This is a genomic window from Paenibacillus sp. UNC217MF, from assembly GCF_000686865.1.
GTDB classification, from domain to species: domain Bacteria; phylum Bacillota; class Bacilli; order Paenibacillales; family Paenibacillaceae; genus Paenibacillus_B; species Paenibacillus_B suaedae.
In genome coordinates, this window is sequence record NZ_JMLT01000017.1 from 13,037 (window position 1) to 26,127 (window position 13,091).

Annotated in this window: 11 protein-coding genes and 1 riboswitch; of the genes, 9 read left to right on the forward strand and 2 right to left on the reverse strand. The window is 48.7% G+C overall.

Features of this window, described 5'->3' with window-relative positions; genetic code table 11:
* The first annotated feature begins 496 nt into the window (after positions 1-496).
* Positions 497-1,738: a ribosome small subunit-dependent GTPase A gene (gene rsgA / locus BP95_RS0110445; RefSeq protein WP_021254731.1), complete on the forward strand. Its 1,242-nt coding sequence runs from the start codon at positions 497-499 to the stop codon at positions 1,736-1,738.
* A 260-nt stretch (positions 1,739-1,998) separates the two neighbouring features.
* Here the strand turns inward: rsgA and BP95_RS0110450 are convergent, their stop codons facing one another.
* Positions 1,999-3,084, reverse strand: coding sequence for an MBL fold metallo-hydrolase (locus BP95_RS0110450; RefSeq protein ID WP_028532107.1), 1,086 nt, complete (start codon positions 3,082-3,084; stop codon positions 1,999-2,001).
* A 457-nt stretch (positions 3,085-3,541) separates the two neighbouring features.
* Between BP95_RS0110450 and BP95_RS0110455 the strand changes: the two genes are divergently transcribed.
* The 7 genes from BP95_RS0110455 to BP95_RS0110485 all read left to right on the forward strand — a co-directional run bounded on the left by BP95_RS0110455 (position 3,542) and on the right by BP95_RS0110485 (position 9,629).
* Positions 3,542-4,681 carry a virulence factor gene (locus tag BP95_RS0110455; RefSeq protein ID WP_028532108.1) on the forward strand — a complete coding sequence of 380 codons (1,140 nt, stop codon included), beginning with the start codon at positions 3,542-3,544 and terminating at the stop codon, positions 4,679-4,681.
* A gap of 306 nt (positions 4,682-4,987) precedes the next feature.
* Complete coding sequence (locus BP95_RS0110460) at positions 4,988-5,380, forward strand: GntR family transcriptional regulator (RefSeq protein ID WP_021254734.1); 393 nt, start codon at positions 4,988-4,990, stop codon at positions 5,378-5,380.
* On the forward strand, positions 5,377-6,078 hold the full coding sequence (locus BP95_RS0110465) for an ABC transporter ATP-binding protein (RefSeq protein ID WP_028532109.1): 702 nt from the start codon (positions 5,377-5,379) through the stop codon (positions 6,076-6,078). The genes BP95_RS0110460 and BP95_RS0110465 overlap by 4 nt, the downstream gene beginning before the upstream one ends.
* Before the next feature lie 15 nt (positions 6,079-6,093).
* Positions 6,094-6,840, forward strand: a complete 747-nt coding sequence (locus tag BP95_RS0110470; RefSeq protein ID WP_021254736.1) for an ABC transporter permease subunit — start codon at positions 6,094-6,096, stop codon at positions 6,838-6,840.
* A gap of 20 nt (positions 6,841-6,860) precedes the next feature.
* The gene (locus BP95_RS0110475; RefSeq protein ID WP_021254737.1) at positions 6,861-7,784 is read left to right on the forward strand and encodes an ABC transporter ATP-binding protein; all 924 of its coding nucleotides are present in this window, start codon (positions 6,861-6,863) and stop codon (positions 7,782-7,784) included.
* A gap of 57 nt (positions 7,785-7,841) precedes the next feature.
* Positions 7,842-8,993, forward strand: coding sequence for an ABC transporter permease (locus BP95_RS0110480; protein ID WP_021254738.1), 1,152 nt, complete (start codon positions 7,842-7,844; stop codon positions 8,991-8,993).
* Between the two features lie 363 nt (positions 8,994-9,356).
* Complete coding sequence (locus BP95_RS0110485) at positions 9,357-9,629, forward strand: hypothetical protein (protein ID WP_139170627.1); 273 nt, start codon at positions 9,357-9,359, stop codon at positions 9,627-9,629.
* A 31-nt stretch (positions 9,630-9,660) separates the two neighbouring features.
* Here the strand turns inward: BP95_RS0110485 and BP95_RS0110490 are convergent, their stop codons facing one another.
* Complete coding sequence (locus BP95_RS0110490) at positions 9,661-10,947, reverse strand: Gfo/Idh/MocA family protein (protein WP_028532111.1); 1,287 nt, start codon at positions 10,945-10,947, stop codon at positions 9,661-9,663.
* Positions 10,948-11,256: 309 nt separating this feature from the next.
* A riboswitch (Lysine riboswitch) is annotated at positions 11,257-11,448 on the forward strand.
* Positions 11,449-11,558: 110 nt separating this feature from the next.
* On the opposite strand from BP95_RS0110490, the gene BP95_RS0110495 reads away from it, so the two are divergent.
* On the forward strand, positions 11,559-13,007 hold the full coding sequence (locus tag BP95_RS0110495; RefSeq protein ID WP_021254741.1) for an amino acid permease: 1,449 nt from the start codon (positions 11,559-11,561) through the stop codon (positions 13,005-13,007).
* The last annotated feature ends 84 nt before the right edge of the window (positions 13,008-13,091 follow it).

Below are 13,091 nucleotides of genomic sequence, written 5' to 3' on the forward strand. Positions count from 1 at the left end.
TTATGTATATAATATTTCCATCTTTATCAAAATAAATGAATGTTCAAAAAGGGCGGTTTTCAGCACCGAGAAGGTTGCTTGAACTTGAAGCCCATGCTTCCGAAGTGAGTTTTGCTCTGCAAAACTTGTAAGGAGTAGCGGAGTGTAGTCAAAACTACATGAGCAACGGACTTCGATAGTGAATGCAAGATTCGACGCCGAGATTCTTACTGCACAGCTTCGTGATTAAGAGCGTACTTTTTGAACTACCTTTAAAAAAGGAAAGCGAGGGATGTTATATGGTAAACAGCATTGTATATAACGTTCGGGAGGAACATTTCAGCGCCTAGCGCATCGTACAATTTCATGAAATACCAGTAAGCTGTTAACGACGCTAGTGTCGACTGAAACGTCTGTCTCTCCCGAACTTGACCGTGCCGCAATGTCGTTCATTCGCAGGTAAGACCAAGTTCACTATGAAGCGGCTACATGCCGCATAACAAGGGAGAATTCAGATTTGAATACAAATAATCAACATACAAGTAACCATAATGAAGTTAAGTATGATTCACCTCTATTATCAGATACTTGCTCCGTGCAAGAGGCTATAACTGAAAGCAACACATTGAACATGGAAGAACAATTGGATCGTACTGTGCAAGATTTGCAGGATCTTGGCTTCGATGAAGCGTGGTCAAGCACTTGGGAGTCTTGGATTCAAGAGCTTCAAGAGTCTACCGCACGCCGATACGCAAGCCAGCTAGTTCCTGCACGCGTAGCGCTGGCACATAAGCATCTGTATCGCGTCGTTAGCGCGGATGGAGAATGGCTGGCCGAGCTGTCTGGACAGGCACGGGCCGGAATGGCACTGCTCAGTGATTGGCCGACAGTCGGCGATTGGGTGGCCGTGGCACCTAGACAAGCAGAAGGACGAGCTACGATTGTGGGCGTACTGCCTCGCCGCAGCACCTTCGGACGCAAGGTAGCGGGAGGTCGCCGCGACACTCAAATCGTCGCAGCGAACGCAGACATTGCGCTGCTCGTTACGTCGATGTCACGCGACTTCGAGCCGCGTCGCTTAGAGCGATATGCCGCCCTTGCGTGGGATAGCGGCGCCATGCCGGCCGTTGTGCTGACAAAGGCTGATGAGGCTGACGACCCAGAGCTGTTCGAGGCACAAGCGATGCAAGCCGTTCCTGGCGTCGACGTGTACCGGGTATCCGCAATGACCGGTGAAGGCATGGACGAATTGCGCGCACGCATTGCCCCGGGCATGACCGTCGTGCTCGTCGGTTCTTCTGGCGTTGGCAAGTCCACGCTGGCGAATGCACTTACGGGTACCGAGCAAATGCTGACACAAGCCGCTCGCTCAGATGATGACCGCGGCCGCCACACTACGACGCATCGCGAGCTTCTCCGTCTGCAGGGCGGGGCATGGCTCATTGATACGCCGGGCATGAGAGAAGTCGGCATGACCGCTATTGATAGTGAAGGCTTGTCGAATACCTTCGAGGATATTGAAAGCCTTGCAGAGCAATGCCGATTTAGCGACTGCAAGCATGAGAGAGAGCCTGGATGTGCTGTACGTGAGGCTATTCGAACAGGCGAGCTGGATTCCAACAGACTTCGCGGCTATCAAAAGCTCCAACGTGAAATTGCATACATGCGTCGTTCGGAGAATGCGCAGCTTGCCCGGCAACACGTACAGAACAACAAAAAACTGTCGAAGTTGAGCAGCCGACCGAACAAGCGTAAATAAATGCGAGCCTATACCATCCGATATCTCTAACACGAACGGGGGCTATCCCAGACGCTACTATTAAATTCGGGTGCCCCACATTCGTATGAGACATCTTTAAGAAAGACGCCTCCATCCCCACTTCTTCCGTGGAGTTGGAGGCGTCTTTGCATTTCTTATGAGTCTGACCCATTAGCTTCTAACTTTTTGGGACAGCCCTTCTATACGTTATTCCGCTTTTACTTTTTCATGTGTATCTTTGTGTATGCCTCGCATGTAGCTTATTGCGACTTCATTCGTGCCTTAGGTGACGCAGCTTGAGCATGTTGAATGGATTGACCAAATGCTTCTGCATAGCTCCATAATTCACCATGCGCTAAAATATGAATTCGCTCGCGCGCAATTCCACGCTTCACCCGATCCGCTTCCAGCCGATCAAGTGCCTCCCGCGGTGTATCGTCAGCCAGCTTAAACGCTCCATAATGCATCGGGATCATCACTTTTGCCTTCACATCTTCAAATGCCTGCAATGCTTCCTCTGGGGTAACATGCTGCTGCGACATGAACCATTCCGGCTCGTATGCGCCAATCGGCAATAGGGCTACATCAATGTGAAAGCGCTGGCCGATAAGCTCAAACCCACGGAAATATCCGCTATCGCCCGCAAAGTATATCGTCTCACCTATGGTCTCCTGACTCGATTGATTCGCTGGAGAGCCTTCGCCTGTTGGCGGGCCGGCTGAATCCGAACCTCCGGATGTCTTTTTCGCTTTTACAACGTGCTCAATAACATAGCCGCCCCAATGGGAACGATTCATATCTATCAACGTCCGACGCGTCCAGTGCTGTGCCGGTACAAACGTAATTTTCACCCGATCCGCCACGGTTATATGCTCCCACCAGGCCAGTTCATGTATAATGGAAAATCCTTTGCGTCTCAACTTACTAAGCAGCCCGTCAGGTACAATCAGCATCGTGTTCGGCCCTACCAATCGCCGTAATGACCGTATATGCAGATGATCGTAATGAGAATGCGAGATGAGAACAACATCGACTGGGGGCATTTCCTCAATCGGAATACCTGGCGGAGCAAGCCTAGCTTGTGTCGCCATTCTTGCAGCCCATACCGGATCTGTGACAATGTTTAATCCACCTATTTGTAACAGGAAGGTCGAATGACCGATCCACGTTATCGTTGTCTCTGTTCGATTAGCGTTCAAACGAGCGATATCCGGCTTTACATTTGGTACGACATAGGAATAATCCTTCGTCTTTAATCGTTCTTTGCGCTCTGCTTGCCAACGCCGAAATTGATTCCATGCTTTAACCGTTGTCACATCGTCCATATTGACGTAATAGCGCTTCATAAGCACCACCTCATTTGCGAAAAATTCGGATCGAATGACAAGGGCTACCCTCTCCCTTGCAAAACGGGACGAATGACAAATACTATCTCCTAATCTTTAGCATACCAGAACCCTGTCTCCATCACCAATTCGACTTCAGCTTCCTAACTGCGCGCCATCTGATGGCTGCCATCTTTAACACCTATCTCAATTCTTAATATCTTTCCATTTGAATGACACCATTCACAGCTGCTGACGTCCTTCCATCCTATGCATGCTCTTCTGCTTTGGTCGAATCCCTCTTTACTATGTATTACACAAATTGAGATGATCCAACCACCTTACAGACTGCAGCCTAATCCCCTTCGCCAGGCAATAATGAAATGCCTGACAGCTGCAAGCATGTTGCCTTCATTGTTCCCCACTCTCCGATAAGATACAATAGAAGCAAACCACACGCCAACGGAGGTGTATGTCAATGAACTTAATCACAATTGAACCGACGCCAAGTCCGAATTCCATGAAGCTCCACTTGGATGAAACATTGCCTGCCGGCATTCGCCGTACCTATTCAGAAGAAAATCGACGCTCTGCTTCCCCGCTGATCGCTAGCTTGCTCGACATCGAGGGCGTAAAGAGCGTATTCCATACCGCTGATTTTATCGCGCTAGACCGCTTCCCGAACGCGGACTGGGCTCGTATCCTTGACGAGGTTCGCGGCCTGTTCGGACAATCGCAAGCAGACAGCACCCAAGAGGAAGATCTGGCTTCTTGGACATCATTCGGTGAGGCACAGGTATATGTGCAATACTTCCGCAGCATCCCGATGCAGATTCGGGTGCAAGCCAATGGACAAGAAGAGCGCGTCGGCCTCTCTGATCGTTTCGTTCGTGCAGTAACGGAAGTAGCGAGCGCCACTCTAATCAAGGAACGCAAGCTCAGTGACTACGGAATTCGTTACGGGGAGCTTGCGGACATTGCACGCGAGGTTGAGCAGGAACTGGAGGCAGCCTATACCGAAGAACGTGTAGCTTCCCTTGTGAACCAAGCCATCGCGAAGGGCCGCACAGATGAGCCATTTATTGAAGAGCGCCGGGAATGGTCAGAAGAAGAACTGAAGCAGCATCTGAATAATCCAGATTGGCGCGTTCGTTACGCAGCTCTGGATCGAATGGAACCGACGCCAGAACGGTTGGAACTCATTGCGAAGGCTCTTCATGATGAACAGAGCCAGATACGCCGCCTTGCAGTTGTATATTTAGGGGAAATCAAAACCGACGAATGTATGCCGCTTCTCATTGAAGCGCTCAAGGACACTTCCGTTAGTGTTCGCCGCACAGCCGGAGATACGCTATCCGATATCGGTGATCCGATTGCGATCGAGCCGATGATCGAAGCTCTCCAAGATAAGAATAAGCTCGTGCGCTGGCGCGCAGCCCGCTTCCTCTATGAAGCCGGTGATGACCGTGCGCTGTCAGCACTTGAGCACGCCGCTCAAGATCCCGAATTCGAGGTTGCCTTGCAAGCACGCATGGCAATTGAACGCATCCGTTCCGGTGAAGAAGCTGTCGGAACAGTCTGGCAGCAAATGGCCCGTCTACGCGGACAAGGCGATTAATCTTAAAGGAAAAACCAATAGAAAGAGCAGCAGTCCATGCGCAAGCAATGGGACGCTGCTCTTTTTTACGATCCTATTTCATTTTGTAGAACTATCCATTTGATGCGCACCTATCTAAATTGCATGACACCATCTGTGTTTTTCGTGTCTATTTCAACGTTCCCCACTATCATCAGAGCCGCCCTCGACGCAAGAAATCCTCAGATCATAAATTTATTTCTATTTTTTTCATTTTACCTATTGTATTAAGTGTATCAAGTGATATAATACACTGTATACAAATGATACACCAAAGGAGGGAGCTCATTGAATGACGTGATGGTTGGCGGAATGCGATTCACGTTGGACTTAAGCAAACCACTCTACGAACAAGTACTTAATCAAATCCGAAGCTCCATCGCGAAAGGAGAGATCGCATTGGGTGAGAAAATTCCTTCGGTAAGGGAACTTGCACAAGCGCTCAAAATTACACCGAATACCGTCATGCGCGCTTACCAAGAGCTCGAACGGGATCAGCTTACAGAGACACGCCGAGGACAAGGAACGTTTATTACGTCGAACGCAGAAGCTGTTGCGAGTGTACGAACTTCTTTGGCGGAAGAAGCGCTACAGGAGTTTTTAACGAAGATGTACAGCATAGGATTTACATTGGACGATATTCAACACCTATTAAATCATGAGGGAGGTAAGGAAATATGAGTCAGTCCACTGCGATACGAGTCGAGAATATTACGAAACGCTACGGGAAGAAGCTCGCCCTCCACGACTTTTCTCTTGAAGTCCCAACAGGTAAGGTTGTCGGAATTCTAGGAGCGAATGGTGCAGGCAAGTCCACCTTGTTCCGTATGATCGCAGGCATGGTTCAACCAGAGCAAGGAACGGTTGAGGTGCTCGGGCGCAAGCCAAGCTGGGAGACGAACAAGGACATCGCTTATTTGCCTGATCGCGCGCGCTGGTTCGAAAAACACTCTGTCAAACAAGCACTGGATTGGGCAGAGCACCTATGGCCTGGCTTCGACCGGAAGCGGGCAGAGGAACTCATCTCCTTCATGAAATTACAGTCCGATATGCCTGTGCAGGGCATGTCCAAGGGACAAGAAGCAAGGCTTATGCTAAGCATGTGTATGGCACGGAATGTTCCTCTCCTCGTGCTGGATGAACCGTTCTCCGGTATCGATCTCATATCGCGAGAACGCATTATTTCGGCGATCATTGAAAACTTGGCAGAACGTGAGCAGACCGTGTTAATCAGCACGCATGAAATACACGAGGCGGAAGGCTTGTTCGACTATGTGGTTTTCATGGATAACGGTCAAGTGGTGCTGGAGGGCGACGTCGAGCAGTTGCGCAGTGAACAAGGCTCGATGGAATCCGTCTACCGCACCCTATACCGCTAAGAGAGGAGAATACGGATGAATACAAGCACCTTTTTATTTTTAGTGAAAGATGAATTCCGCCGCAGAAACTCGGCCAAACACTCGAACAAATGGTGGATGTTCTATGTTGCAGCAGGAATCCTCATCGGACTCATTTTTGCAGCTGCATTTGCCGAAAATCTTGATCCATACGGGGTCATGTTTATGTCCTTCGGCTTCCCGTATATTACATTCATCATTGCATTTAGTATCGTTATACGGGAATGGAAAAACGGTACTGCCGGATGGTGGCTGACACTCCCTTATCCAAGGCGATCGCTCATCCTATCGAAGTATGCAGCTAGCATTTGTACAGCAGTTATCATGCATATTATCTTCTGGGTCGGTGCCCAGCTGTTCGTTGCCTATGCATTAATCTTAAAAGGAAACTTCGATTTTCACAGTCTTGCCACGTTCATGAAAACATCAGCGATCTGGTACGGCATAATCATGATGGTCATTCCATTTATGGCAGCATTCGGTACGCTTACAGGAGTGGTCAGCCGTTCTCGCTTGAAGCCGTTAACGCCGATGCTGTGGATCTTATATGGCCTTTCGGGGAATTCCCTGTTCTGGATCCTGGAATCACCACATCTCAACAAGCTCCAACTTACACAGAATCCGAATGAGATTTTTACCGTTCAATCTCATGATTTCTGGTTGATCGGGCTTGGTATCATTCTCTTGTCTGGAATTCTCATAAGCGCAGCAACCGTTCTGATGAACAAACAAGTGGAGGGTTAACTCAAGGAGGTTCAATAAAGATGACATTGGCTATTGATGTATCGAATTTGCATAAAAAGTATGGAAATCACACCGCATTGAACAGTATTTCATTCCAAGTCCGTCCGGGAATATGCTTCGGCCTGCTTGGCCCGAACGGAGCTGGCAAATCGACGACGATGAAGATCATCTCCGGCATTCTCCAACCGAATAGTGGTGCGCTACGTGTATTTGGGATAGATGCCGTAAAAGAAGCCGCCAAGGTGCGGAACATAATCGGCTATGTCCCCCAAGGCATCACCTTGTATGAGAAGCTCAGTGCGTACGATAATTTGAAGTTTTTTGGAGAAATGTATGGCTTAAGAGGAAGCCAGTTGAAGGAACGCATCTCAACCGTACTAACACAGGTCGGGCTTCTGGATCGCGCTAAGGATGCAGTTGGCACCTTCTCTGGCGGCATGATGCGCCGCGTGAACATCGCTGCTGCACTCCTCCACCGTCCGAAGCTGCTTGTGCTGGATGAACCTACTGTCGGCATTGACCCACAATCGCGCAATCATATCTTCGAGATGATTCGCAAGCTGAAGCAAGAAGGGGTATCCATCATCTACTCGACTCACTATATGGAAGAAGTCGAAACACTCTGCGAGGAACTCGCCATCATCGACCACGGCTCGGTCATTGCCCAAGGCGTCCTGCATGAACTGCTCATGCAGCATGGCACGAATTCCGTATATGTCGAAACGGATAAGCAGACTGCAATTTCCTTCGATTCGATTCCTGGCACAGTGACTGCCCATGAAGAGGGCTGGATTATTGATACCGACGATACGCTGACAACGATGAACCGCGTATCTGAACTTTGCCTGCAGCAGCAAGCGAAGGTTACTCGTCTCGAAATCGTGCAGCCTTCATTAGAAACGGTGTTCTTGAACTTAACCGGTACATCCCTGCGGGATGCGTAATAGGCGCTTTGGAGCGCAAAGTATTCGCAAGAGTACGATTCAAGGAGGAGAATTCGAATGATTACCAGCTTCACACGCAAGGAAATTCAATTGCTGCTCAAGGAAAAGGGTACCTTCTTCTGGCTCATCCTTATGCCTATCATCTTCATCGTGGTGTTTGCCTCTGTGTTCGGCAATATGGGGAACTCCAGCATCACGTTAAATTATGTCGATCAGGATCAGTCTCCTGCTTCGAAAGCGATTGTTGCATCGTTAGCCAAAGTGCAAGGTTTCCAACTGAAGGAAGACACAGAACGCACGCTTGATCAACAAATTACAAGTATACGTGATGGCAAGCAATCCTCCCTCCTGCTCATTCCGCAAGGATTTGAAGCCAGCATGAAATCAGGCAAAGGCTCTGCTGAAATGACACTCTACCGCGACGAGAACGACAACACCTCAACGGCTCCAATCAAAGCCGTGCTTGGACGAATCGTCGATGAGCAGCGTCAGGTAAGCGCTGCGGAGCAGCTTGCAGCCAAAGGAATTCAGGGCGAAGAGATGAAGCAAATCTTCACCCCGCCATTCGTAGTTAAGGAGCAGATGGAGAACGTTGTTCCTGTTGATATGGTTAGTCAAGTCGTTCCTGGATATACCGTTATGTTCGTGTTCTTCATTATTATCTCGATGGTTCGCCGCTTCATTCGGGACAAAGAAAGCGGGATGACGGCGCGCCTGTGCAGCACACCAATGAAGCCGCTCAACTATTTAGTCGGCATGTGGGTTCCTTATATTATCGTTGTTCTCTTCCAAAGCGCGGTACTGCTGGCGTTCGGACACTTCGTTTATGGCATGCAGCTCGGTGATGTGCTCGCCATCGCATTAGTCGTCGCAGCACTTGGTATCTGTGTAACGGGTCTTGGCCTCTTCATCTCCCTTATCGCTAAGGGCGAGAATCAAGGGCTTGCCATTACCCAATTGATCGCGCTTGGCGGTGCGATGATTGGCGGACTGTGGTTCCCGCATGAAATGATGCCGAAGTTCATGCAGACGATTGGCCAATTGCTTCCTCAATATTGGGCGCAGGATGCACTGAAGCGCATCATTTCCCACGGCGCTCATGTACAGGATGTGTGGCTGAATGCAGTCATTCTGCTCGGTATCGGAATCGCTGCACTTGTACTCGCATGGGTACAATACCCACGCTTTATGAAGCAGTCGATCGGTTAAGTTTAGGTCAAATCGCGGGACAATCCTGAAATACTCGTAATAGCTTTTCCACTTATACAACTGCCCTATAAAGGCTGATTCTGTTAGGTACAGAGTCAGCCTTTTTATTGCCTCGAATACATCGGCATTACTGTCCATTATGGTATAATATATTCCATATGATAGGAGGTGCATTCATATTCTGACTCGAATAACACTCCTTCCCCTTGCCCTTCTCATTTAACAACAATGAAAGGTAGGTCTGTCATGATACATCTACGACGAAGATTCATTTCCATTATGCTACTCGGATGCATACTCCCTGCACTAGTCGGATGCACGAAAAAGACCACCATTTATAAGGCAGCAAGCCTGGATTGGGACGTGCAGCTTTCTCAACCAACAGATACGGAATCATTTACGCTGGATATGAAGTATCATGGACCAGAACAGCATATACAGGATTTATCATTCCGTCTCACAAATCCGGATTTTGAACGTTCTGATTCTATATCTGATCTTAACTCTTCACATTATGCAGCACATTACGAATACCGGATTAAAGGGTTAAAACAACTTCAAGAACCTATTCGTATTCGACTGGAATGGGATCATCAACAAGAAACTCTTACATTAGAAAAAGCTCTCCGTGAGTAACCCGGAGAGCTTCTGACATTTACAAATAGAATTAGTTCATTGCAGGCTCTGCTTCGTTTGCCAACTGCTCACGGACGAACTCTTCAATAGAGATAGTACGCTTCTCTATGCGCGCCTTCTCCGCCGCAAATGACATCATATGGCTTTGAACAGATATATCAGCGGATGTACGTCCTTGCAATGCACCGTCCGCTTCTACCAGACTCAGGAAGTCCTTCACGAGACCTTGGTCACCGCCGCCATGTCCAACATGTCCGCCTGGTGCTTGCAGGCTGAGCAGCTCTCTAAAGCCATTTTTGAAATGAATGATTTCAATCTCATTCTTCTCCATGTGAGCACGAATTTCCCCAGTCGTTCCCATCAACTTCAACGTACGACCGGAGTCGTAAGTGAACGCCGTCATAGTGAATACCGCGGTTACCTCGTTCGCGAATTCCATGTTCACCACTTGATGGTCAACCACATCATTGTCGCAGTGGTATACGCAGCGGCCATATGGGCCTACCTTCAAGGCCTGAAGGCGAGATTCATAGCTCATATCATCCGCAATAACTGATGTCGGCCAGCCAATATCATCCGTCAAATACCACTTCGGCGCATAGTATGGGCACTCATCAGCGACAGGACACCCATCCAGACAGCGCTTCGTTGCGCCTTCCGGCGCACCTTCTGGGCGGAAGTGCGATAATGTGCCGAAGGAAGAAATATGGGTACACTCGGCACCAGCAAGCCACAACAGGATGTCCATATCGTGACAGGACTTTTGCAGAATCATTGGAGAGGACTGTGCCGAATTGCTCCAATTGCCGCGCACGAAGCTGTGCGCCTGATGCCAGTAAGCAACATTTTCATTATGCTGTATGGACATAAGGCGGCCGATTCTTCCCTCTTCCAACATCTGCTTGAGTGTAGCGAAGAAGTTCGTGTAACGCAGTACATGACAGATCGAGAAGACAAGGCCTCTCTTCTTCGCTTCCTGCCCCATCTTAATACACTCTACTGGCTCTGGAGACATGGGCTTCTCCAGCATCACGTGATAGCCTGCTCCTAGTGCTGCCATCGTAGGCTCATAGTGCATCTTATCTTGCGTACAAATAAACACAGCGTCAGCAAGCTTCGGCTGAGAGAATAATTCTTCCCAAGAGGAAAATTGGCGTTCTGCAGGAATGCCGTGCTTATCGGCAATACGCTGACGGCGGGCTGCACTCGGATCTGCCACAGCGACAACTTCCATCTCATACGAACGGCCAATCGCATAATCCGTATAGATTTCCCCGCGTTGACCGGCTCCAAGCAATGCTACAGTAACCTTCTTCATTTCCCATGCCTCCCTAAATGTCTGTCTCTATTGGTTCGTATTTGGTTCGTATAGATATTTCCCAACTTGCGCTCTCTTTTCATCCATCTTATACCATGCGAGAAACCGCTTGCAAGGAGTAAAATTCCTTTTTTAAAAATATTTTTGGATTATTCAGCTCAAATGTTTGAAATCATACACAACTTTCCTAGATCAGATTTCTACTTTTTAACATTGAACTTACCGCTTCGTTTCATTATACTTAGCAAATATAAGTAACAATGATGGCTTGGCCATCTTCATAGTGCAACAAATCCTCATCCTATTCCACGATGAGGTAGAGGTTGCGGTTGTTAAGAGTACATTCGCGGAGGCAGGAAGAAGCCAATGATTCGAATGGGAAGGAACAACCGCCGAAGTTCGCGTAACTCGCTTCCGGGACGCGTGCTGGGGTCGCTGTCGAATAGGCACGACACTGTCATACGCAGATTACCCGTCTACGTATGATGCGCTATCTTTAAGGAAGGGTATGATGGGGACGGTCAAACCGTTTGAACGTATACGCTTCAGCGGTTTTTTTATGTTCTCCGCTCCTTTCCGGTAATACTAAGATTAGAACAGGAGTGAGCAACATGAGTAAGCAACACAACGAGCAAGGGCTTCGCAGAAGCCTGAAGACACGCCATCTCACCATGATTGCGCTTGGCGGCTCCATTGGTACTGGATTGTTCCTTGCCAGCGGCGGCGCTATTGCACAGGCTGGTCCTGGAGGTGCGCTTCTCGCTTATGCTGCAGTCGGCATCATGGTATATTTCTTAATGACAAGTCTTGGCGAGCTGGCGACCTACATGCCGGATTCCGGCTCATTCAGCACATATGCTTCGCGATTTGTAGATCCTGCATTCGGATTTGCGCTTGGCTGGAACTTCTGGTTCAACTGGGCAATCACGATCGCATCGGAGTTAGTCGCAGCTACGCTTATCATTAAATATTGGTTCCCGAACAGCAACTCTTTCATATGGAGCTTCCTGTTCTTAAGCATCATCTTCTTATTGAATTTCATCTCCGTTAAAGGGTATGGAGAGTCTGAATATTGGTTCGCAATAATTAAAATCTCGACCGTCATCATCTTCCTAGTTACTGGCGTATTGATGATATTCGGCATCATCGGCGGAGAACGTATCGGATTCGAGAACTTCCATATCGGAGATGCGCCATTCCATGGCGGATTCTTTGCGATTCTTGGTGTATTTATGGTTGCTGGGTACTCGTTCCAAGGTACGGAGCTTGTCGGTGTTGCCGCCGGCGAAAGCGAAAATCCAAGCGAGAGTGTACCGCGAGCGATTCGCCAAGTATTCTGGCGCATTTTGCTTTTCTATGTTCTGGCGATATTCGTTATCGCAATGATCATTCCATATACACATCCAAGCTTGCTATCGAGCGAGGTCAATAATATTAATGCGAGCCCATTCACGCTCGTATTCGAGAAGGCCGGGTTCGCATTCGCCGCTTCAGTTATGAATGCAGTCATCTTGTCATCCGTGCTGTCCGCGGGTAACTCTGGCATGTACGCCTCAACACGCGTGCTCTGGGTGCTTGCGAAGGAAGGCAAGGCGCCGAAGTTCCTTGGCAAGCTGAACAAACGCGGCGTACCGGTCAATGCGCTTATTATGACCAGCATCATCGGCATGATGGCGTTCCTTGCAAGCTTTTTCGGAGATGGGATTGTCTATACGTGGCTGCTGAGTGCATCCGGCATGTGTGGATTCATTGCTTGGCTAGGCATTGCAGTCAGTCATTACCGATTCCGACGAGCATTCAACAAGCAAGGCCATGACCTGAAGGAGCTGCCTTATCGTGCCCGCTTCTTCCCGTTCGGTCCGATTTTCGCCTTCGCGCTTTGTATGTTCGTCGTACTTGGTCAGAACTATCAAGCCTTCCTCGGAGAAGCGATCGACTGGCAAGGGCTGTTGATGACCTACATTGGTCTTCCGCTCTTCCTGATCATATGGTTCGGCTACAAGTTCAAGCATCGGACGAAGGTCATTCCACTTGAAGAATGCAAGTTCGATCATAAATAATCAATCTCTATATTGTCTATGAAGTAAATAAAATAAGGCTCTGCTTTACGCATTTAGTTGCGTAAAGCAGGGCCTTTGTTACGT